Source organism: Tolypothrix sp. PCC 7601 (genome assembly GCF_025677855.1).
GTDB lineage: Bacteria > Cyanobacteriota > Cyanobacteriia > Cyanobacteriales > Nostocaceae > Aulosira > Aulosira diplosiphon.
On the sequence record NZ_CP064879.1, the window covers coordinates 4257114 to 4281690 of the forward strand.

At 41.4% G+C, this 24577-nt stretch carries 13 protein-coding genes; 8 read left to right on the top strand and 5 right to left on the bottom strand.

The window, feature by feature from the left end; all coding sequences use genetic code 11:
- Nucleotides 1-823 precede the first annotated feature (823 nt).
- From HG267_RS17525 to ppsA, 3 genes are all read right to left on the bottom strand, one after another.
- Nucleotides 824-2305: a dolichyl-phosphate-mannose--protein mannosyltransferase gene (locus tag HG267_RS17525; protein WP_045869948.1), complete on the bottom strand. Its 1482-nt coding sequence runs from the start codon at nt 2303-2305 to the stop codon at nt 824-826.
- Nucleotides 2306-2452: 147 nt separating this feature from the next.
- Complete coding sequence (locus HG267_RS17530) at nt 2453-6415, bottom strand: ATP-binding protein (RefSeq protein WP_309227657.1); 3963 nt, start codon at nt 6413-6415, stop codon at nt 2453-2455.
- 265 nt (nt 6416-6680) lie between these two features.
- Nucleotides 6681-9182: a phosphoenolpyruvate synthase gene (gene ppsA, locus HG267_RS17535; RefSeq protein ID WP_045869947.1), complete on the bottom strand. Its 2502-nt coding sequence runs from the start codon at nt 9180-9182 to the stop codon at nt 6681-6683.
- A 301-nt stretch (nt 9183-9483) separates the two neighbouring features.
- Here ppsA and HG267_RS17540 point away from each other — a divergent pair, with 301 nt between their 5' ends.
- Nucleotides 9484-9885, top strand: coding sequence for a hypothetical protein (locus HG267_RS17540; RefSeq protein ID WP_045869946.1), 402 nt, complete (start codon nt 9484-9486; stop codon nt 9883-9885).
- Between the two features lie 142 nt (nt 9886-10027).
- Nucleotides 10028-10930: a DUF4351 domain-containing protein gene (locus HG267_RS17545; RefSeq protein WP_045869945.1), complete on the top strand. Its 903-nt coding sequence runs from the start codon at nt 10028-10030 to the stop codon at nt 10928-10930.
- A gap of 92 nt (nt 10931-11022) precedes the next feature.
- Here HG267_RS17545 and HG267_RS17550 read toward each other — a convergent pair whose 3' ends face one another.
- Nucleotides 11023-12951 carry an alpha-amylase family glycosyl hydrolase gene (locus tag HG267_RS17550; RefSeq protein ID WP_045869944.1) on the bottom strand — a complete coding sequence of 643 codons (1929 nt, stop codon included), beginning with the start codon at nt 12949-12951 and terminating at the stop codon, nt 11023-11025.
- 1453 nt (nt 12952-14404) lie between these two features.
- Here HG267_RS17550 and blaOXA point away from each other — a divergent pair.
- Nucleotides 14405-15256 carry a class D beta-lactamase gene (gene blaOXA, locus HG267_RS17555; RefSeq protein ID WP_045869943.1) on the top strand — a complete coding sequence of 284 codons (852 nt, stop codon included), beginning with the start codon at nt 14405-14407 and terminating at the stop codon, nt 15254-15256.
- 743 nt (nt 15257-15999) lie between these two features.
- On the opposite strand, the gene pap is transcribed toward blaOXA, so the two are convergent.
- A complete protein-coding gene (gene pap / locus HG267_RS17560; protein ID WP_045869941.1) occupies nt 16000-17508 on the bottom strand; it encodes a polyphosphate:AMP phosphotransferase in 1509 nt (502 codons plus the stop codon).
- 302 nt (nt 17509-17810) lie between these two features.
- Here pap and HG267_RS17565 point away from each other — a divergent pair, with 302 nt between their 5' ends.
- From HG267_RS17565 to HG267_RS17585, 5 genes are all read left to right on the top strand, one after another.
- Nucleotides 17811-19034, top strand: coding sequence for a P2 GpE family protein (locus tag HG267_RS17565; protein ID WP_045869940.1), 1224 nt, complete (start codon nt 17811-17813; stop codon nt 19032-19034).
- Nucleotides 19035-19211: 177 nt separating this feature from the next.
- Nucleotides 19212-20261, top strand: a complete 1050-nt coding sequence (locus HG267_RS17570; RefSeq protein ID WP_045869939.1) for a hypothetical protein — start codon at nt 19212-19214, stop codon at nt 20259-20261.
- Nucleotides 20262-20797: 536 nt separating this feature from the next.
- A complete protein-coding gene (locus HG267_RS17575; RefSeq protein ID WP_045869938.1) occupies nt 20798-22066 on the top strand; it encodes an HlyD family secretion protein in 1269 nt (422 codons plus the stop codon).
- 74 nt (nt 22067-22140) lie between these two features.
- Nucleotides 22141-22470, top strand: a complete 330-nt coding sequence (locus HG267_RS17580; RefSeq protein WP_052335159.1) for a hypothetical protein — start codon at nt 22141-22143, stop codon at nt 22468-22470.
- Nucleotides 22471-22522: 52 nt separating this feature from the next.
- Nucleotides 22523-24481: an ATP-binding cassette domain-containing protein gene (locus HG267_RS17585; protein ID WP_045869937.1), complete on the top strand. Its 1959-nt coding sequence runs from the start codon at nt 22523-22525 to the stop codon at nt 24479-24481.
- The last annotated feature ends 96 nt before the right edge of the window (nt 24482-24577 follow it).

The following is a 24577-nucleotide window of genomic DNA, read 5'->3' on the forward strand; positions in this document are numbered from 1 at the left end:
ATCAATAAATGTTAACCATTTACTGAAGTTTGCACCCTACTTAGATGTGGAAATTTAATTGCAGATGTTGGGAAGGAATGCTCGCAATACACCAGTTGCCACGGGCAGAGAATAAAGAAACACAAATTATAAAAACCTTAATAAATTCACAAATTAACAAAAATTGGTCATTTATCGACTATATAGCTAATTCTCTGAAGCTGCACTACTTGATTCATTCTGATGTTGTTAATCTTTTACTTTTACGTGGCATCACGTAGTATCTCCCTTATCTTCTTGCATTCACAGTGTAACAGGCAGTCAAGTTTTGTAGAGATAAGTTATATGAATAACAGGTGATTAATTGATTCGTTTGTATGTAGTTGTGTTACGTATTTGATATCGTTAAATCATTGTTAAATATTACTACATTCACGCAGAAAGTAAGTGATAAATGTTGTTCAAGGCAGATAATGGCTGGTTAATTATTTATATAGATTAATTGAGAAAATCGGTGATCAATAGCAGCAAACTCAGCAATTTTATATTGGAGTTACTGCTATATATCAAGACAGTTCAGATAAGATCATTAGTGATTTATTTGTCAGTCGTGGAAACAGTTAGCTCAATTGGGGGATTCTCCCCCAAACCCCCGATTGGGTGACGGTTGCGTCCCCCAAACCCCCTCCAAAATTATTGTTTTTGTTGTCAATTTATTTTTTTAACTGAACTGTATTTTGATATCTGTACCCCTTGAATATCGCTAACTGTAGCGATATTTAGATCCCCGACTTTTTGAAAAAGTCGGGGATCTGGACAGCGCACCATAACGCACCAAACATGATTAAATCCAAGAATTGAACAACATCCGGAGTTTATAAGCCTCAGAAGTGAGAGGTAAGCCTAAATAAATTGGTAGCCAGAAGATAAAAGCAGCCAAAATCATAAAAGTAATTGTGACACCTAATGCTCGGAGTTCGCGGTGATAGCTGCGAAGACATTGATCGACAAACCAGGCGATCGCTAAAAATACAAAGACTAATGCACAGATATAATGGTAAATAAACACACATCTCGTGACTTTTACCCAGGGTAATAAATTAGCTGCATAATTTATTACTATGTACAACGCAATCCAAGTATCAACAGCAAGATTGCTGGGTATAGCTAAATGTTGCTTTTTAAACAAAGGAATTACTAATTTTGACAACAGCATTGCGGCTATAAATAATATGGCAGCCATCCCAAACCACCATAAAAAGGGATTACCCATAGCATGGACATCATATATTACCCGTCCATCTGCAGCGGGTAAATTCGGCCCCATCACAGGTAACGGATCACTGAAATTACGAGTAGTTTGATAATAATAAGCCATCGGTCGCGTCATGAAAGGCCATTTATACCAAGCTGCACAATATGGATGGACGGCTGGAATATTTCCGTCCATGTGCAAGTGAAAGTTTAAAATTTGCCGATGTACTTCAATAAAATCGAATCTTGTATCTAAGCGTAGGTGAGGAATCCAAATTAAGCTATAGACTATAGCCGGGATGATTCCTAAATAAGAGATCATCTGAAAAATGTTTAGCTGAGTCAAATTTTGTAGCGGTGTTTGAACTTTGGTTAATAAGGGTTCTGTAGCTGCTGTATCAATGCTCTCAAAAAGGCGTTTTTGGTTAGTTAAAGAATTTAAAAACCGAATTAACCAAGCTGTTATCCAAATTAAATAAGCACCTAACAAAAACCATAAACCATTCCATTTAGTACCAGTTGAAGCACCAAAGGCAATACCAGATGCAATTAACCATAAAGCACGACGTTGTTTTTGATTTTCTAAGGCTAATAATAAAAACCATTTTCCTAAAAGACCAAAGATAACAATATAAATATTATTGAGTGCATAACGAGATTCAACCAAAAATAGTCCATCACAAGCAGTAAAGAAACCTGCTAGTAAAGCAAAGCTGCGGCGATGACTAATTTGATAAGCAATAGCAGCAACAAATACAGGAATAAATGAACCAGTGAGAGCATTTACCCAACGATAGTTCCAAGGCGACAATAAAGAACCTGCTAGCCCATTAACTGGTTCTTGCCCAAAATGAAAATGACTACCAAGCCAAATGCCGATACCAATAATATATTGACTTAATGGTGGATGAGCATTGAAAAACGGCTTATTGATGAGATAGTTATTACCAAATGTGGCGAAATAAACTTCATCAAATACAAGAGTATTGAATCTATTCAATCCCCAAAAACGCAAAGCGAATGAGAAGAGAAATATACCGAATAATCCAATTTGGAACCATTTTTTAGTCATTTTTTATTTGTCATTTGTCATTTGTCATTTGGTATTTGGTGTTTGTCATTTGTCATTGGGTAATTGGTAATTGGTAATTGGTAATTGAAAATTCTTCCTCTGCTTCCTCTGCTTCCTCTGCTCTCTTTCTCCTCATCTCCCTTACGTTCATCGGCGGTTTATTATTTGTGGTTGCAATAACTCAATGGCGATCGCAACTACTGTGTTTGGATCAATTGGCTTAACGATGTGCTTTTGAAAACCTGCGGCGATCGCTTTTTGCTGGTTTAATTCTCCCGCATAAGCAGTTAAGGCGATCGCGGGCAGAAATTTATCTGGCTGTGAGGCGCGAATAGTTTGCATAAGCATATAACCATCCATCTCCGGCATACCAATATCGCTAATTAATAAATCTGGGACTGCTTGTGCTAAAACTTGGAGTGCTTCTGCGCCGGAGGCTACGGTTGTCACTGTTGCTTGTTGTTGTGTCAGCACAAAGGTGAGAAATTCCCGGGAGTCTGGCTCGTCATCCACTACTAAAATATTGATACCCTCGAGATTGACATTTTGTGGCTCTGATGCTGGTAATGCAGGTGTCGGCACCGGATTTTTTGCTAAGGGTATATACACTGTAAACGTTGCGCCTTGTCCTTCACCAGCACTATCCACTGCTACAGTACCACCATGCAGTTCTACTAGCTGGCGGACAATCGCCAGTCCCAAACCCAAACCCCCAAATTGACGAGTGGTAGAGCCGTCTTCTTGTTGGAAATGTTCAAATACATAGGGCAAAAACTCAGCACTAATACCTTTACCTGTGTCTCGTACCTGAATCTGGGCATTTGTGCCCACACAGGTTAAACCAACTTCTATTTTTCCACCTGATGGTGTAAATTTCACGGCGTTGGATAAGATATTCCACACCACCTGTTGTAATCTTGTAGGATCGCCGATGACGCTGACCTTTGGGGTGATATGGGTGTGAATTTCTAAGGACTTTGCCTCAGCTGCTAATCGCACTGTTTCTAAGGCTGATGAAATGATGCTACATAAATCTAGGGGGATGGCATTTAAGACCAATTTACCCCGGAGAATCCGCGAAACATCCAGCAAATCGTCAATTAGTTGTACTTGTAACTTGGCGTTGCGCTCAATTGTCGCTAGTGCTGCGGCGGTGGCGCTGGGGCTGAGTTTACCATTTTGCAACAACTTCGACCAACCAAGAATCGGGTTGAGGGGGGAGCGTAATTCGTGAGAGAGGACGGCGAGAAATTCATCTTTAATACGGCTGGCTCTTTCGGCTTCTTCACGGGCGGCGCGTTCCCGGAGTAGTAATAGTTCTCGCTCTTGCTCTACTTGTTTGCGATCGCTAATATCTTCAGCTACGCCAGCAATACGATATGGTTTTCTCTCTCCATCCTGAACCAAAAAACCGCGATCGCGTATCCAGCGAATCGTCCCATCAGGGCGGATAATGCGGTATTCTTCTGAATGATTACCGTTAGTTATGCATTTCTCTGTAGCTTTTATCACTAAATCTTGATCATCTGGGTGAATCGTCTCTATCCAACTGCTTAAGTCGTGATAAAGAAGTTCTGGGGAACGCCCCCAAACTTGCTGATAAGCAGGGCTGACATAAAGTAATTTTTGTGCGCTTGCATCGCATAACCAAAAGACATTTTCAATTGTTTCTGCCATTTGCCGAAAGCGTTCTTCGCTTTCACGCAGAGATGCTTCGATTTGTTGGCGATCGCTCAATGCTGCTTCGGCTTGCATTCGTAAGTCTTTTTCGCGCAATTGTGCTTCTTGCCGTAATTGAGATAATTTTAGGCTAGCTTCTATACGTGCCAGTAATTCTTTGGCTGAAAATGGCTTGACGATATAATCATCGGCTCCGGCTGCTAGTCCTTCAATCCGCGATTCTTCTCCGGCTCTGGCTGACAATAAAATTATCGGGATATATTGAGTTTTGGGATCGTTACGTAGCGATCGCAATAATTCAAAGCCATCAATTCCTGGCATCATCACATCAGTTAACACCAAATTTGGCGGATTTTGCCGCACTGTATTCAACGCTGCAATCCCATCCCCGACGGTTTCCACCTGATAGTAATTGCTCAAAAATCGCCGCAAATAATCGCGCATATCCGCATTATCATCAGCCAAGAGAATCCGAGCAGTTTTATCTACAAATGAGTAAGTAATTACATCTCCCACCTTATCGGGAAGCCGCTTCGCGTCTACATCTCCCTCATCTCCCTTATCCCCCTCATCTCCCTCATCCCCCCTGCTCTCTGCCGTTCCCCAACGCCGTGCTTCCTCTACGTAAGCAATTGCGCCTGATGCTGTAGAAGTTGATGTGCGAATAGCGCGGAGAGATTCTGCGGGTAAATGAGCGCAGCCTGTAGGAATTGTCACTGTAAAACAGCTTCCCCCTCCCCAAACACTGGTAACACTCACCTTACCGCCATGAAGTTCTACAATTTCCCGCACTAGCGATAATCCAATTCCTGAACCTTCAAAACTTCGCCCGTGGGAACCTTTAATCCGATGAAATCGCTTAAATAAATTAGGAATTTCTTCGCTGGGAATGCCTATGCCTGTATCTTGAACTAATAAATTAACGTGGTTTTTAAAATACTCTAATTTAACGGTAATTGTGCCAGAAAAGGTAAATTTAAACGCATTAGATAAGAGGTTAAAGACAATTTTTTCCCACATTTCCCGATCCACATAAATTTCTGCGGGTAAGGCGGGACAATCAACAATTAACTGCATTCCTGCCTGTTCAATGGTGGAGCGAAATGCACTTGCAAGTTCAGCGGTGAAGGTAGCTAAATCCGTCGGTTCATATACTGCTTGAATTCTTCCAGCTTCGATGCGAGAAAAATCTAGTAAGGTGTTGACTAATTTTAATAAACGCAATCCATTGCGCTGAACAATTTCAATTCTTTCTCGTTGAATCGCAGGTAAGGAAGCAGTGTTATCTGTTAACGCATCTTCCAATGGCCCCAACATTAAAGTTAATGGCGTGCGGAATTCGTGGGAGACGTTACTAAAAAACTCGGTTTTGGCGCGGTCGATTTCTGCGAGTGCTTCCGCCCGCAGACGTTCCGCTTCGTAGGCGCGTGCATTAGCGATCGCAGTGCTAATCTGTCCTGCTACTAAATCCCAAAAGCCTTGGTAATCATCATCAAACTGACGGCGGGGACTGATACCTGCAATTAAAAATCCGCTCAGTCTCTCTTGTGTGGGGGTGGTGAGGGGTAGGACTACAGCTGTTGTGGGTGATTCCGGCCAAGCACCACCGGGTAAATCGCCAAAACCTGATTTTACTAAATCCACTAGCTGACTTTTCCCATCAGCCAGCACAGCCGGAAGTAACCAGCGATCGCATATTTGACTATCAGCGTTGATATCTATGAATTGCGGACTGGCGGTAGTTCCTGCGTCTAATCTGGTTGCGCCTACTAGTTGCGCCTGGGTTGCTTTCTCATCGAGCAAATAAAGCAAGGCAAAAGGCACATCATAAGGATTATTATCTAACGTTTGGGCGGAAATCTCACAAGCATCTTCAACAGTTTTCGCCTCTGCTGTATTCGCTGCTAATTCTCGCAAACTCCGCAACCTGCGATCGCCCACGACACGACGGGTTTCTTCAGTACAGGCGCAGAAGACTCCACCTACAGTCCCGTCGTCCTGAATAATGGGACTATAGGAAAAGGTAAAGTAGGTTTCTTCTGTGTAACCATTGCGCTGCATCACTAAGAGCAATTCCTCATTCCACGAAGATTGCCCTTTTTGCATCACAGCTTCCGCTTGTGGCCCCAGAGTGTCCCAAATCTCCGCCCAGACTTGGGATGCTGGCTGACCTAGCGCTTGCGGATGGCGTTGACCCAAAACTGGAATGTAAGCATCGTTATAAAACTTGGTCAGCGACTCTCCCCACCACACAAACATGGGGTAGCGCGACCCTAACATGATGCGAACGGCAGTTTTTAAGCATTGTGGCCAAGTTTCCACAGCACCAACAGCAGTAGTTGACCAGTCAACCAACGGCATCAGTACCGCCATCTCGCCTCCACTTGTCACAATATTTTCACATCCTGCTGATTTTTGCTTAGTGCCCACAATCTTTACTTCGCTCTGGAAAAGTATTTCATAAAAACTCAGGGTTACGAAGGAAATTCGCTTTTTTGAGAGGCGGGGTCAGATGAACAGGGTGGCTTGAGTTTGTGAATTAGGTTCATTGTTAAAGGGGAGGGGGTTGCTAGTCAATTTATCTCAAAGATGAATTGCTCAACCCCTATGGGTAATTCTGCCAAATAAACAAGGTCTATTGTAATTTTTAAGTAGAATTACCTGCTTTGTCTATACATCCTAGGAAAGAATGAATTTAACGCTGATTATCCTCAACTTTGGCAATTTCTAACATTGTTTTTAATACTGAATCTGGATTCAAACTGATGGAATCTATGCCTTGTTCTACTAAAAACTGAGCAAATTCTGGGTAATCACTGGGTGCTTGTCCACAAATGCCTATTTTGCGATTATGCTGTTTTGCAGCTTGGATGGCCATTTTAACCATGCGTTTGACACCAGGAATACGCTCATCAAATAATTTGGCGACTAAGGCGGAATCTCTATCTAATCCTAGTGTTAACTGAGTTAAATCATTGGAACCAATCGAAAAGCCATCAAAAACCTCTGCGAATTCTTCCGCCATAATCACGTTATTCGGTAACTCGCACATCACATAAACTTGCAAGCCGTTGACACCTTGCTGTAAGCCATTTTTTGCCATTTCCTCTAATACTAAACGTCCTTCTTGGGGAGTACGACAGAAGGGAATCATCGGGATGACATTGGTTAAACCCATCTCTTCCCTGACGCGTTTAATGGCGTAACATTCTAAAGCAAACGCGTCTCTATAACCTTGATCATAGTAACGTGCTGCCCCTCGCCAGCCTAACATGGGGTTTTCTTCATGGGGTTCAAATTGTTGACCACCTAACAGATTGGCGTATTCATTACTTTTAAAATCTGACATCCGCACGATGACGGTTTTCGGATAAAATGCGGCAGCAATTCTGCCAATACCTTGTCCTAATTTATCGACAAAATATTGGGGTTTATTCTCATAAAGTGCGGTGATTTCGCCAATTTTAGCTTTGACAAATTCATCTTTTAAATTGTCATAATGGACTAAGGCCATAGGATGAATTTGAATTTGATTGGCGATAATAAATTCTGTTCTAGCTAAACCTACACCATCATTAGGAATAGCAGATAAGCTAAATGCTTCTTGAGGATTACCCACATTCATTAAAATTTGGGTGCGGGTGCGGGGTAAGTTTTCTAGGGGAACTTCTTTGACTTCAAAGGGTAATAATCCAGGGTAAACCCTTCCTTCTTCACCTTCCGCACAAGAAATTGTCACTTCTTGCCCAGTTTTTAAGATTTCCGTCGCATTCCCGCAACCGACAATTGCAGGTACACCCAATTCTCGCGCAATAATCGCCGCATGACAGGTGCGACCCCCAGAATTAGTGATAATTGCACTAGCACGTTTCATAATCGGTTCCCAGTCGGGATCAGTTCTATCGGTAACTAAAACATCCCCAGCTTGGAACTGGTCGATTTTATGCACATCAAGAATTAGGCTGACTTTTCCTTGGCTAATCGCTTCCCCAATCGCCCGTCCGGTTACCAGAGGTACAGGTAATTCGGGATTATGGATGAGGGATTGGAATGATTTTTCCCCAGTCCCCAGTCCCCATTCTCCCGTCCCCAACAACAAACGATAACTCCGCAATAAGTTACCCTGCTTCTGCGATTGCACAGTTTCCGGACGTGCTTGCACGATAAATAATTGATTAGTAATGCCATCTTTTGCCCACTCTATATCCATTGGGGTGTAATGGCCGTGAACTTGAGAATAATGGTCTTCAATCGCACAAGCCCAACGCGCTAGTTGTAAAATCTCCTCATCGGTGAGGACAAATTGACTCCTTTCGCCAGGAGGAACTAGGACATTTTTCGTAAATTTTGAGCCGTCATCATAGACCATTTTTAATTCTTTACTACCCAATTTTTTATCAACAATTGGGCTAAAACCTGCTTTTAAAGTCGGTTTAAACACATAATATTCATCAGGATTGACTGTTCCCTGAACAACATTTTCACCTAAGCCGTAAGCAGCAGTAATTAACGCCGCATCCTTAAATCCAGATTCCGTTTCAATAGAGAACATCACCCCAGCAGATGCTAAATCCGATCGCACCATTTTCTGCACACCCACAGCCAACGCCACACTAAAATGGTCAAAGCCCTTAGTATGACGATAGGAAATAGCGCGATCGGTAAATAAGGAAGCAAAGCACCGATGACAAGCGCCTAAAACCCCCGCCGCACCTACAACGTTGAGGTAAGTTTCCTGTTGTCCCGCAAAACTCGCATCGGGTAAGTCTTCCGCCGTAGCGCTAGAACGAACAGCGACATCTGTATCTGCATTGTACGACTCACACAAACTTGCATAGGCATTGGCGATCGCACTCCGCAATTCTGGGGGAAATGGTGTGTGCATTAATAGCGATCGCGCTTTTTTACCCCGTTCTTGTAAATTTTTGACATCCTCCACATCCAAATCTGCAAATAGTTCTCGTAGCTTGGCTTCTAACCCCGCAGACTCGATGAAATAACGATACGCATAAGCAGTAGTAGCAAACCCCATAGGAACATTAACGCCTTTGGGTGTCAACTGTTGAATCATCTCCCCGAGTGAGGCATTTTTACCACCCACTAAGGGAATATCCGCAATCCCCACCTCATCAAACCAAAGAATCAGCGATCGCTCTTTGGTATCAACAGACAAAGTATTTTTAGCTACTGTTACCATCAGTATTACCTCACAAGTAAATGCTCTGGTTGTAAGTGCGAAATCGCTAGTACTGCTACGCGGAATCGAATAAGACTCAAGCAGAAATAGTCAGGGATCAATAAGAAGCAGCTATTACTCAGGAATTATCTTCGTTTGTCTAGAATCTTTATTTCCGCCGTGGTGTGCTAGTATTTTTTGCCCATGTTTAATTTTAGATATTAAATTTGGGATTGTGCTATAAATTGCCAGGATTTAGTCAAGAAAAGTTAACAATAATTGGCGATAATATCTCTATTGAGAATTAGGGATATAATATAAGATGGCGCAATTAGAACAATTACTGAAAATGGCAGAAGACGAGCTAACTGAGTACAGTACTGATGCTCGCAAAATCGAAAAACTGCGCCGTAAAATTGGCTTATCAGCATCTTTAGCAGAACAAAGGCAAATCAAAGCTGCCTTATTAGCTACCATGCAATCAAATCAGATTGCCCAAATTGTCGAAGAACAAAGACAAGTTGTCGCTTTACCATTTTGGGGAATTGCAGGTTTAGGCTTATTATTAGGAATTTCTCTAAATCAACCGATAGGATTATTAGCAGCTATCGCTGGTAGTGTCGCTGCTTTTAGAATTCAAAAATGGGGTTGGCAATTACAAGCAAAACGCCTATTACTGCAAACATTTGAAGATATTGAAGCGCGGATTGCTCAACCTAAGTAGACCAACAGAATTAAACATAACTCTTGGGCATTCTCATGCATAATTGAGTTCGTAGACGCAGCCCGCCGCAGGTATTCGCCTTTGTGTGATTGTGGATGAAAGAGCGCTCTCGCTTTTTTCCACAATCCTGTAATATCATTTTATGATTGACCATGACCAATTATTCAAAAAGCTCTTAGAAAACTTCTTTCCTGAGTTCATAGAGCTATTTTTCCCCGATATTACTAACTACTGGGAACGTGACAGCATCGAATTTCTACCCCAAGAGGTGTTTACAGATATCACTGTGGGGACGAAGAAAATCGTTGATTTACTTGTCCGCGCATCTTTTCGCAATCAAGATTCATTATTTATCATCCATACCGAACATCAATCATCTAGTGAATCTGATTTTAATGCGCGGATGTTCACTTATTTTGCACGTCTACACGAAAAATATGCCTTGCCAATTTACCCGATTGTCTTATATTCTCACGACTCACCCCTAACCCGCGAACCAAACATTTACACCGTTGAGTTTCCTGGTTGGAAAGTCCTAGAATTTAACTATAGGGTAATTCAATTAAACCAACTCAATTGGCGCGATTTTGTCAATACACCCAATCCAGTTGCAAGTGCTTTAATCTCAAAAATGCGGATGGACAAACAAGAACGTCCCACCGTGAAATTATTGTCATTACAGTTACTTGTGAGTTTGGGACTCAATCCCGCACAAATTGAGCTAATTTCCCAATTTGTCGATGTTTACCTGGAATTAAACACTCAGGAAGAAGCCATTTTCCAATCTCAACTTGCTACCATTGAACCAGCACAGGAGGAAGAAGTTATGGAGATTGTCACAAGTTGGGAACGTAGAGCAAGTCAGAGAGAAGCTGTAACGATGGTTTTGCGACAACTCAATCGTCGTGTCGGTGCGTTAACTCCCCTGTTACAGGAACGGATTCAACAGCTATCAACCCCTCAGTTAGAAGATTTGGGTGAAGCCTTGTTAGATTTTAGTGCGATCGCCGACTTAGAAAACTGGTTGATTGCTCATGAAAATTGAGGATAAGTAAAAGCGATCGCCTTGGCTTTGTAACTATCCACAGTGCGTTGGCGCAGCCCGCCGCAGGCATCGCTTGGACATTCTCAACTTTCCTAAGATTCTCTTCCTGAAGTCCAGGTATCACGCCACTTCACAGTACCTTCTTTGGCAATTACCCAGCGACGAGGAACGGTATTCTCGCGCAGGGGCGATCGCCCTTCGCGCCATAAAGCATATTTATAGCTAATCAACTTACCTGTACTTTCATCAAAGGGAATCTCTGCAAACCAGGTATTGGTGTTGATGTACTCTAGGGGATAGGCTTTGCTGATATCCCAGTTACCCAACTCTGGACAGTCGCCAGTCACCACGATGGTTTCACCGGGTTGAGTTTGTACGCCGTTTAATTGTACGCGGACAATTGTCTGTCCTTTGATTCTCTCCCCAACGTGACTGAAAACAATCACTCCCCGTTCTGCAAGTACTAAGTTGTGAATTTTGCCGTCTTTGACTTCATACTTGTTACGAGTAACCACACAAGTATGTTCGCCATCTGGTAATTCTGTTTCGACTTCCTCTAGAGTGACTTCTCCCCCGCGATTCAATGCAACAAAGCACAAAGAATCACGATAACGGCGCACGTAGCAATAAACATCTTCAGTTAAGTATTTTTGCCAGTGGCTACCCATTGATATGGCTGGGTTTAATCGCCGCAAACCAGATAATAATCTGAGGTAACGGTAAATTTCTGTATCAGTATCCCAATTCTCCATCATTGGGCGATTGTAGGGATCGTTACCGCCATCGGTATCGTTATGCAGATATTGTTCTGTACCGTAATAAATGCAGGGAATACCACGACAAGTCATAATGAGAGCGATCGCTACCTTTAACATCGCTGGATCTGGGTTCAGCGATTGGAAGCGAGACATATCATGGTTATCGATAAAGGTAATTAACTCGGTAGCCCCGTTATAGCGATGGTCTTGGTCAAAGATATATTGAATGGTATGGAAACCATTTTCTGAACCTTGAGCTAATGCAGCTCTAATTGCTACACACAACCCAAAGTCTAGCATTGTCATCCCTGAGTTATTGGCAAATTCCACAGAGCGATCGTCACTGGGACTACTATAAATCCATTCGCCAAAAATAAAGACATCTGGCTTGTGATTGCACATATCACCAGTGAATTCTTGCCAAAACCAAATGGGCATATGCTTAACAGTATCCACCCGTAAAGCATCTACACCCCTATCTAGCCATTGTTTAATAGATGACTTGATATACTCACGGTATTCGCTATTATTTTCATTAAAGGTTGCTAGACCAGCTAATTCGCAATTCTGTACTTGCCAATCATCTTCCCAGTTTTGCACTTCCCCGTAGTGATGATACCAATTATTTACATCATCATTAAAGTCAGCAATTTTCACGCCATCATCATATAATTCACCTTTACTGCCACTAGTATCTGGAGTGCTATGGTTGCAAACAATATCTAGTATTAATTTCATGTTGCGCTTATGCATTTCTGCAATTAAGCGGTCAAAAGTGGTATCTTTTGTCTCTTGGGTAGCGTTTAAAGAAGGGTTTTCATCTTTAGCAATGAATCGAGGATTAAGCCGCTTAAAGTCTTTTGTCCAGTAGCCATGTATGGCAGCATTACCAACAAATAACTCTTCAACTTGCTCAAATAAAGGAGTTAGCCAAATAGCTGTTACTCCCATATTTTTCAAATAGTCTAATTTATCAATGACACCTTGTAAATCGCCACCCCAGTATTTACCCCAGTCTTGCCCTGTGGGGTCGTAGAGTTCTGAGTTGATTCCTTCGCTATTATCTGGATCGCCATCATGAAAGCGATCAACTACGAGAAAGTAAATAGTTTCTTGGCGAAATTCAATATCCCTGGTGTAGAGAAATTCTAAATTAATTTCTGTCTCTGTTGGCGGCGATTGAATAATATTTTCTACTTCTTGATTGGGTGCATCTACTTTGTATTGCTCTGGAGAGAATTGAGATGGGGGAGTCTGTACCATAAAAATAATCAAAGTTATAGAGAATAAAAGTTTGCAGCCTTCAGAAGATGTCGTGGTGAACTTATTCATGTAACTGCTAACATGGGTATTATCTAATCATATTTCTGCTTTAGGCATCTATCCCCAGTTACTAACAGCTTATGCCTTTGGTATGACTTAAATGAATAATCTCTATATCTCGGGATATCAATAGCTACAGAGCAGGCATTTTATGAGAGCGATCGCTGTATAGAAGCAAACGCTGATTTTGATTATTCTTGAAATGCGTAATATCAATTCACGACAACATCAATTATCCTATGGGCAATGCAACATTATTATGCCCTTACCAAGGTATGTATAAATTTATAAAAAAAATCATTAATACAATCAGAAAGCTTTCATATTTAAATGAGCGCTTTTCAATATTTTTTATGGTTCGGAGAATTATTATAGAACTTATATTTGATTTTTGAAACTTAAGTAGGATGGGTTAGCGATAGCGTAACGCATTTTTATTACCTCTATTCTGCTTGCAGATTCAGCACAACATTAATAGGTGAAAACTTAAAATTTAATAAGGCTTACTGGATCAGATACCCGACTTTTCAAAAAGTTGGGTATCTAAATCCCGTGTCAATACTTGTCGGTTAAGGGTAAAAGGGGAAGGGGAAAAAGGGCAAGAAAAAACCTTTAACCCTTACCCTTTAACCTTTTCCCCAAACCCAATTCCGAGTTGAAAATCCTTAACCGAGCAGTATTGAATCCCGCGTCAATCTTCGGTGGTGCTTTAGCCTGCGGCGTAACACACCCTACCCCAAGTACATGTTTTTTTCCTCACCTCACAACAATTTAATCAGCAAAAGCAGATATTGCTTTCTCATTGCAGTGTATTGAGCAAGTAAAAGCAGATATTGCTTATTCAAAAGCAGCTTTTGCTTACTCATTGCAGTGTATTTAGTAAGCAAAAGTAGATATTGCTTATTCAAACACAGCTTTTGCTTACTCATTGCAGTGTATTTAGTAAGCAAAAGCAGATATTGCTTATTCAAACGCAGCTTTTACTTTCTTATTTCAGTATATTTAGCAAATAAAAGTAGATATTGCTTTCTCATTTGCGTATTTCCTTCCAGAAATCGCAGCATAAATACAGCAGATGGCAAGTTGGTGAGGTACGCTGGATGTTAAGAATTTTTGATGGTGCTTTCCTTGGCGATCGCATCACCACTGCAACGTCATAGAAAAAGTGAAGATAGCCAGTGCGATCGCACCTACTCAAGCAATATAGTGCTGTCTAGATCCCCGACTTTTTGAATTTGACTTTAGCCAATTGAGATTTCTGATATTCATTGTCTCCCATAATGCACTCATTTTGGCTGTTTAATTGCGCTTAGTGTCGATTTCTGGAATTACAAATACTGTTGCTTTATTATCTAACACTAGTTTGTCAATCAGTTTCGTAGTTTAGATATTTATGTTTCCCAAGCGCCGAATTTTTCTAGCACCGCTTATCATTATTGGTATCTTAGTGACATTTTTAGGATTTAGCAGTTTCCAAAGTATACCTGCAAATTCTCAGGAAATTCCCAAACCTACCCTTACAGCAACTGTTGACTTGGGACGCTCATTTAATCAGTTGGGTATTCAAGGTTCTATTTTAATTTACGATCGCAACAACAAAAAATTCTACGAACACAATGCGGCGCGCAATTCACAAGCGTTCCTTCCCGCTTCGACTTTCAAAATTTTTAACTCGCTTGTCGCCTTAGAAACTGGGGTAATTCCCAATGATGTAGCTGTGTTGACTTGGGATGGTATTCAGCGCCAATTTCCCAGATGGAATCAAGATACCAATATCCGCCAAGCATTTAAAAATTCTACAGTCTGGTTTTATCAAGTGCTAGCGCGCAGAATTGGTTACGAACGGATGAATAAATTTATCCAGCAAGTTGGCTATGGAAATCGTCAAATTGGTACACCAGAGCAAATTGATAAATTTTGGTTAGAAGGGCCACTAAAAATTACAGCCCGACAACAAATTGAGTTTTTAGAAAGTCTCCAGCGCCAAGATTTACCTTTCTCACAACGGACTTTTGATTTAGTCAAAGATATTATGATTTACGAAAGTACCCCCGACTATATACTACGCGGAAAAACAGGCTTGGCTACAAGTGTTACTCCTAATTTTGGCTGGTTTGTAGGATATTTAGAACAAAATAATAATATTTATTTCTTTGCCACAAATATTGATATTCGCAATGAGAATGATGCTCCGGTTCGTATTGAAATTACTCGGCGTAGTCTCAAAGCTTTAGGGTTGCTATAAGACAGATTGTGTAGTTAATACCAATTTGAAACAAGAATGCGACAGATTGTGGGGGTAAGGCAATGCCCATACGTGTCAACTTAACGTAAAACCCGCACTTGTGCAAGGTTTCGCCCTCACCCCCAGCCCCTCTCCCTCAGGGCTACGGTGTACACAGAAGTCTTGAAATTCCCCCTAGTACTTGGTTTCGTCATCTAACTAATGGTTGTGCGATCGCTCCCGAAGCCAGTCATTGCGAGGAGGAACGACGAAGCAATCGCAAAAACCACGGGATTATGTGATTACTTCGCTGCGCTCGTAATGACATTTTAAGGGGACTATAACGCCTGAAACCTTTGTAGATAGTACTTGTGTGTACACCGTAGCTCCCTCAGGGAGAAGGGAGCAAGAAATTCAATTCCCCTTCTCCCGGGGGAGAAGGGGTTAGGGGATGAGGGCGCGAGGTATTTGTACAACGCCCGCCCTATATAGCTTTTAGCTTAAGTTAAAACAGGTGGGCATTGCCTTGCCCTCTAGAATATTATTGATTTGTCGCAAACATTATTTGATTTGGTATTATTACCAATTTGAAAAAATTATGCAACAGATGGTTAGGGCACGGCATCCAAAATCTTTTGGTATATTCAATTATCTTACTGGTGCCGTGCCCCTACAAAGAATTTATATGTGGCAAAGATTATTTGAATTGGTATTATTACCCTTTACCCTTTTACCTTTCCCCCTTAACCCTACACTAGGACTATTTAACTAAAACGATTTGCTCGTTTGCGGCGTTTTATTTCTGCTTGAATGGCATTCACCACAGTTTCAACTACTTTAACTCTGGCATAGTATTTATCATTAGCAGCAACGATTGTCCAAGGAGCATTTGGGGTAGTGGTACGTTGAATTGCTTGATTAACTGCTACTTCGTAATAAGGCCATTTTTCGCGATTGCGCCAATCTTCATCGGTGAGTTTGTACTGTTTAAAAACATCATTTTGGCGTTCAGTAAAGCGCTTTAGTTGTTCCTCTGGGCTAATGTGTAGCCATAACTTAACTACAACATAACCTGCACTAGTTAATTGGGCTTCAAATTCGTTAATTTCTTGATAGGCTCTGCGCCACTCGGTTTCTAGGGCAAATCCTTCAACGCGCTCGACTAAAACACGCCCATACCAAGAACGATCAAAAATACCAATTGTGCCCACTGTGGGTAATCGCCGCCAAAATCGCCAGAGGTAATGATGGGCTTTTTCTTCATCTGAAGGTGCAGCAAAGGGATGGACAAAGTAACTCCGGGGATCGAGGATATCTGTTAGACGCTTAATAGCCCCGCCTTTACCAGCTGCATCCCAACCTTCAAACAGCACTAATACAGGAATTTGATGTTTGTGGATGCTTAACTGTAACTGACGCAGTTGTATCTGTTCTCTAGCTAATTGTTCTTCGTAGTCTACTTCGGAAAGACTTTGGTTTAAATCAACCTGAGCGAGTAAATTCGGTTCTGTGGGTTCTAAATGCGCTTGTGGCGGTATTATCGGCGCAGGAAGCTTAATTTCTAGTCGATCTAGGGCAGTTGTTAAAGTAGCTACTAAATGAGTTAGCACTTTTACCCTAGCCCAGCGTTGGGAATCACCTTCTACTAAAGTCCAAGGAGAACTACCAGTACTCGTTTGCACTAGCATTTCTTCAGCAAAAGCCGTATAGCGCTCGTAATGTTTTTCTTGCTGCCAATCTTCTTTACGTACCCGCCAAGCTGTCAGGGGATCTTTGGCATATTCTTTCAAGCGGCTTTTTAATTCTTTACGGCTGAGATGTATCCAAAATTTAGCGATCGCAACTCCATCATCTACCATCTGCCGCTCAAAAGAATTAATTTGCCCCATTAAAGTGGGGATTTGAGTGTTTGACACGCGCTCAAATAAACGGTCTTCTAAAACATGGGTATACCAACTATGGTAAAAAATGCTGATTGCGCCTTGGGGCGGTAGTTTTTCCCAAAACCTCCAGAGAAAAGGATACTGGCGTTCTTCGGGTGTAGCCGCCCAAATGGGATGAACTTTAAATCCACGGGGGTCAATATAAGATACCATTTGCTTGACTAACCCACCTTTACCAGAAGCAGCCCAACCTTCCAAGACGACAATCACAGGTAATTTTTTTTCCCAACAAGCAGTTTGCAACACCCGCAGTTGATGCATGAGTCTGTCAATCTCAGACTTATAAGTTGCTTTTTCTAAAGTCAGGCTTAAATCTAGTGTATTTAACATAATAATTTCTAATTCGTATTTCGTAATTCGTAATTCGTAACTCTTAATTAAGAATTGCGAATTTTTCAGGATACGGATTGCTGAATTATAGATAATATGCCGAAAACACCAGAGTACCTACAAATAGTAAATGAAATATAAATTTATTAACAACTATTTAAGGAATTGGGCTTCAGGCTCGTGACACTATAAATAGCAGCTGCCTTGCTGCTCAAGACTGTATACAAGCAGTAGTGGGCGTGGATAGCCAATCCAAGTCAACTACTCAGGGTAAAACTTTTCTCTAAAAACTGGTGATTGGCATGACTGAAACACCGATGAATGTGAGGTTTCCTCAAGGACGCACAGCTTTTTTGCTGATTCATGGGATTGGCGAACAAAATCCTTATGAAACTGTAGACTATTTTGCTCAGAACTTCCTCAAATATTTTCAAGGGCAGAATTTACCAACTGAATTAGAACATTTAATTGCTAGGCGTAAACTAGCTAATGGCGGTGCGTGGACAGAAAGCTTTGTTAGGTTAAGTCCTCCTAACAATGAACAAGATTTAATTGATGTTCATGAATATTATTGGGCACCTGATACAGAAAATAAAACCACTGTACCTGAGATATTGCAATGGGCGGAACAAACATTAGATGGGACAATTAAGTTTTACAATCGTAAAGAAAATAAAGATTTATTAGATAAATTACTGGATAATCAACATCGCCAAAGTGTATTTAAATTCCGACTGCGATCGCTGACTTTATTCTTGCGTTTATTTAACTTCCTTTACCCTGCATTACGATTAGCAATTTTGTTAGTTTTGTTATTAACTGGGCCCATGCTCAAAGGACGTTTTTTACAATCAGCATGGAAACTTAGTAAACAACTAATTACTCCACCTTTAGTTAATTTTGTGGGTGATGTTTCTATCTACACTAAAACTAATCCCAAATCACCTTACCAAAGAATTCGTCAGCAAGTAATTACAGATTGTCTAACTTTGTTGCAACAAATTAGCCAAGACCCGCACGCAAGATACGATCAAGTGATTATTGCGGGACATTCTCTTGGTAGCTGTATTGCTTACGATACCTTAAATCTTCTCTGTATTGAGGCCAGCCTGGATAAGGAATCTAGTGCAAATATGGGTATTGATAAGCTGAAAGGATTAATTACTTTTGGTTCACCTTTAGATAAAATTGCTTTTTTCTTCCGCGAAACTGCAGAAGAACAGCAATATATTAGACAACGTATTTTAGAACACCTTAATTCTTTCCGCGTCAAGCCAGAATTTACGCGCAAGATTTCCTATTTATCGAAAAATCCAGTAACTTGTAAGCTTGAGCAACTCAAATGGGTGAATTATTTTCACTTGCAAGACCCAATTAGCGGTAATCTAGATTACTACGAAAATTTAGAAAATGAGGAAATGACCGATAAAACAAAGTGGGGAACTGATGGTCACTTAATTTACTGGACTAGTATGAAGTTCTATGAGAGCATTACCAATCGCTTTTTATATGTCTCAAAAAAATAAGGCAGCAGAAAATCTGACTTTATACTAAAAGTTATTCGTTGGTTGTTAAATAAACCTTAAGTAAATTATGGCTACAATGGCGAATCTTCGTGAAGGAAGATTCGCTTTATTGCGAAACTTGCCATTCTCTCTTTTAATCAGTGATGAATAGAAAGCTATTTTTTGGAGGTAGCAATAATGACTCGTTATGATAAGATTTTTAACTCAAAAGAAACCACAGAAGATGTATTGAATCCAGAAGAAGCCGTAGCCGCGATCGCGGTGATCACTGCGATCGCAGATTCTTCACTAGAAGATGTGGATGCGGAAAGTTTAGCCAGCGTCCTCTGGGATTTCGAGGTTTTTGACGAATATGCAGAAGAGGAAATCACCGAAATCGTCTATAGATTAATTGACATCGCCGAAACAGATGGACTCGGCGCTTTGTATAATATCGCCAGCGCCGCCTTGGGGGATGATATTGTACTGGATGGGTTTGCTGCTGGTGTCATAGTACTTATAGACGAAGAATTGACGATTCCGCCAGCAAAACAGGCTTATCTTAAAGAATTACAAGCAGCGTTGGATCTAGAAGATGAAGAAGCACAGGAAATTATTCAAGAGGTAATTGCTGCTGTTGAAGAAGGAGAAAATGCTGAGTTTGCAGATGACGAAGCGGAAATTACTTTACCAGAAGACTATATTAACTCGGTGTATGAATCGCCTTTAGGAAATTTTACAGTTCCCATTCCCGTGAAATCAGAGGATGGAGGGAGAATTCAAAGCCAGGAAGGAGTAGTTGGCTTTTCTGATGACATAGGGACTTTATTGCGAATTGATTATTATCCACTTCTCCCGGAATACCTGGAGGATATAGAAACTGTCGGACAGGAAGAATATCTCCAATCAATTTTAGTAGAAAAATATGTACCTCAAGCAATTTATGCGAATGTACCCAATTCGGAAATCAAGTATGCTGAATATTTAGAAGATGCCTTAGATGGTGCTTACTACGTATTAGTTGATATGCCACAAGGGTCAACAATTTCTAAGCAAGAAAGTAACGGCAATGCTAAAAGATTAGATGCCTACCGAGGGTTAATTACCTTTATGAATTCGGATTTTTTATATATAGTCAGCAGTCAGCGCAGCTTTTTAAATGGCGACAAACCTGCACCTTTAGAAGAAGAAATCGAGAACATTAAAGAACAGATTTTAGATTTTGTAGAAAGTATCGAGTTTAATTAGCAAAATTATAGTCATCCCTCTGTAGTGAAAGCAGGGGGATAAGTATTTGGGGAAGGGGGAAGGGAGAAGGGGGAAGGGGGAAGGGAGAAGGGAGAAGGGGGAAGGGGGAAGGGAGAAGGGGGAAGGGGTAATTGGTCAATTTTTTAGGGTGGGGACTACTAATATTTCTTTAAAAAAACAGATTTTGATTGCTTTTTAAAGATTAAAGGTTTTTTATTTCCCTTTCCCCTTTCCCCTTTTTCCCCTTAACCGACAAGTATTGAAAGTGGTTGACAATGTGCCAAGAGCGATCGCATTATCCAATAGTCTAAAAATGCGTGGAACGAGCAAGTTCTTCTGTAAGCTGAAATTAGCTCTTTTCTCAATAGAAGAAAATATCTCAGATGTCAAATGATGAATAATTTGGGTGGTTGAGTTGGTAATATGTCAAACTATCATCGGCACGTGTATTAGCCGGATCTGATAAAAACTTGCTATAACCTGTGTGCAGACAGAATCGTCATTCTCGTTGAATCTCATTGTGAACCCTAAAATATATGGCGCAGCCACTCTCACCTCCTCAAGAACCTTTTGACACTGGGACAGCAACTAAAGGCAAACACAAACTTTCTCCTCGTTTGTTGATACCTTTAGGTTTATTACTCACAGGTATTGGGATCTTCACCTCCTATGTGATTTCCTCGAACTCACAAGCCAATACGCTGCGGGTAACTGGTCGGATTGAAGGTTATGAAACTGATATTGGCGCTAAAGTAGCGGGAAGAATTGAGTCTGTAGCGGTACGCGAAGGCGATACTGTGCAAAAGAATCAAGTTATTGTCAAGCTAGACGACGCAGAGATCCAAGCTCAACTTAAAGGTGCATTGGCGCGTGTGGATGTGATGCAAAAGCAAGAAGAACAAGCACGCTTGCAAATTAGTATTTTAGAAAGTCAAATTTTAGAAAATCAATTGGTCTTAAAACAAGCTTTGGGAGATGCGAAAGGTCGGATTTTTCAGGCGGAATCATCAGTAGCTTCCAGTGAAGCACAGCTAAATCAAGCGATCGCTAATGTAGAACAAGCCAAATCTGAGTTGAAATTGGCGCAAATGAACCGCGATCGCTACGCTAGATTGGTAAATCAGGGAGCTGTAACTAGGCAACAATATGATCAAGCACAAACCAGTTGGGAAACAGCTTTAGCTAACCTCAGATCCCGTCAAGCAGCTGTCGATTCTTTCCGCAAATTAGTCAATTCAGCGCAAGGACAATTAACCCAAGCTCAAAGTACCGGATTAAACCCCTCCATTCGCAGTACTCAACTCAATAGCTTAAACACGCAATTGCAGCAAACTCGCTTGAAACTCGCCGCCGCCCAAGCTGATGTCGCCAATGCTAAAGCCTCTCAGCAGGAAATGAAAGCCAAAATTGCCGACCTCAACGTCATTAGTCCAATTAACGGCGTAGTTGTCAGCCGGAATGTAGAACCCGGTGCAGTTGTAACCACTGGCAAAACTCTCCTGACAATAATTGATCCCCAAACAGTCTATCTCCGTGGTTTTATTCCCCAGGGCGATATTGGGAAAGTGCGTGTCGGTCAAGAAGCTAAGATATTTCTAGACTCAGCAGCCAAAAAACCCCTGAGTGCTAAAGTTGCTGCTATTGATACCCAAGCTTCTTTTACCCCAGAGAATATTTATTTCCAACAAGACCGAGTTAAACAAGTCTTTGGTGTGAAAATTACCATCGACAACCCCGAAGGATTTGCTAAACCAGGAATGCCGGCAGATGGGGAGATTGATATTTCATCGGAGGTAGAGAAATGAAGAGGATAGGGGAGAAGAAAGACAAAAGTAAGAGAATTTGTGAGGTAGGGAGGATGTAGTTTGAGCCTTTGAGCTTGACAATTGAGCTTTTGAGGCTGACAGTTGCGGCTTTTTGCTTAGAACTTGCGGCTTTGAGCCTGGCAATTGCGGCTTTTTGCTCGGAGGTTGTACCTTTGAGCGTGACAGTTACACCTTTTTACTTGGAACTTGCGGCTTTTTGCTTGGAAGTTGCAGCTTTTTGCTTGGAAGTTGCGGCTTTGAACCCGACAGTTGCACCTTTTTGCTTGGAACTTGCAGCTTTTTGCTTGGAAGTTGCGGCTTTGAACCTAACAGTTGCACCTTTTCGCTTGAGTAAAGACGCGATGAATCGCGTCTCTACAATTCTGGACTCTAATTACCAATGACAAATGACAAATGACCAATGACAAATGACAAATGACAAATGACAAATGACAAATGACAAATGACAAATGTGTCGTAATTCAAGTGGAGGCTTTACAAAAACGCTACGGCAAATTAGTTGCTGTTAGGGGGATTGATTTTGCTGTCAAGCAGGGTGAGATTTTTGGCTTAATTGGCCCTGATGGTGCGGGAAAAACTACGACATTTCACATTTTGGGTGGGGTGATGGAAGCATCAGGTGGGAATATCCAGATTTTAGGTAAGCTTCCCCGGGATGCACGTTTATCTATTGGTTACCTGACACAGCAATTTTCTTTGTATCTTGACCTCAGCATTGATGAAAATCTCCGTTATAGCGCTGGCTTGCGTGAAGTTCCTGAGAATGTTTTTGTACAGCGTCGCAATAAATACCTGCGATTAATGAGTTTGGAGAAATTTGGCGATCGCTTGGCGGGTCGTCTCTCCGGTGGGATGAAGCAGAAGTTGGCGTTATGTTGTGCGTTGATTTCTCAACCAGAAATTTTGTTGCTAGATGAACCGACGACAGGTGTTGATCCCGTATCACGGCGGGAATTTTGGGATGTTTTAGCGGCGATTGCTGCGGAAGGTGTGACTGTAGTGGTTGCGACACCTTATCTTGATGAAGCCGAGAGATGCGATCGCATTGCTTTAATGTATGAGGGGGAAATTCAGCAAGTTGGTACGCTTTCGCAGTTGCGTGAAAGCTTAGGTTTACAACGTTTAGAAGTTCGCACCAATCACATAGAAGCCGCAGAGAAAGTATTACATGAAGCCAGCAATAATACTCAAACCTCAATTGTCGATATCCAAACTTTTGGCGATAGGTTAGATGTCTTAGCAAAAGACATAGTTAAAGCACAAGCCACAGTCGAGAAAATTTTTACACAAAACAAATTACAACTAGACAATATTCAAGCTGCAGATGCAACCCTAGAAAACGTTTTTGTCACCCGGTTACGTGCATCTGGAAACGACCCTGAATTTATTCCTTTTCCACGTACTAAAAAAGTGACTGGGGACTGGGGACTGGGGATAGGTGATAGGGTAAATAATTTTGATTATGTGGCGATTGGTGCGAATAATTTAAGAAAATTCTTTGGGGATTTTGTCGCAGTTAAAGGTGTAGATTTAGAAATTCGCTATGGCGAAATTTATGGATTATTAGGCGCAAATGGCGCAGGTAAAACAACTACAATTAAAATTCTCTGTGGCTTATTAGAACCAACATCAGGAAATATTACCTTAGCGGGACAAACTCAAAATTTACGTAGTAGTGCTTTACGACAACGCATTGGTTACATGAGCCAAAAATTTACACTCTACGATGATTTAAGTATTATCCAAAATCTCGAATTTTATTGTGGAGTTTACGGCGTACCTCGAAGATTACGCCGCAGAAAAATTGATTGGGTATTGGCGACTTGTGGCTTAGTCGGTAGAGAAAATATGCTCACCGGACAACTCCCAGGAGGATGGAAGCAACGCGTCGCCTTTGGTGCTTCCGTAATGCATGAACCAGAAATTTTATTTTTAGACGAACCCACATCAGGAGTAGACCCCTTAGCGCGTCGTCAATTTTGGCGCTTAATTAATGAGTTTGCCAGATCCGGTACAGCAATACTAGTGACAACCCATTATTTAGAAGAAGCCGAACAATGTAACCGCATGGGGTTTATGGTAGCAGGTGAAGTAGTAGTTCAAGGTTCACCCAGCGAAATTAAAGCCGCGCAACCAGGACAATTAATCGAGATAGTCACAGATAAAACGCAAACAGCCTCTAATTTACTGAAAACACAATTAGCAGCATGGCGAGTCTCAATTTTTGGCGATCGCCTCCACCTAGTTCTCGACTATCCCGACTCCGAAATTCCCGATATTCGCTCAACTCTCGAAAATAATAGTATCAATATTCATTCCCTACGCTCTATCCCCTTCTCCCTCGAAGATGCTTTCATTGGCATAGTACAGCGTATAGGGGGGACTGGGGATTAGTGACTGGGGACTGGGGTACTGGGAAGATGAGGAAGATGAGGGAGATGAGGAAGATGAGGGAGATGAGGGAGACAAGGGGAGAAATTCCAATTACCC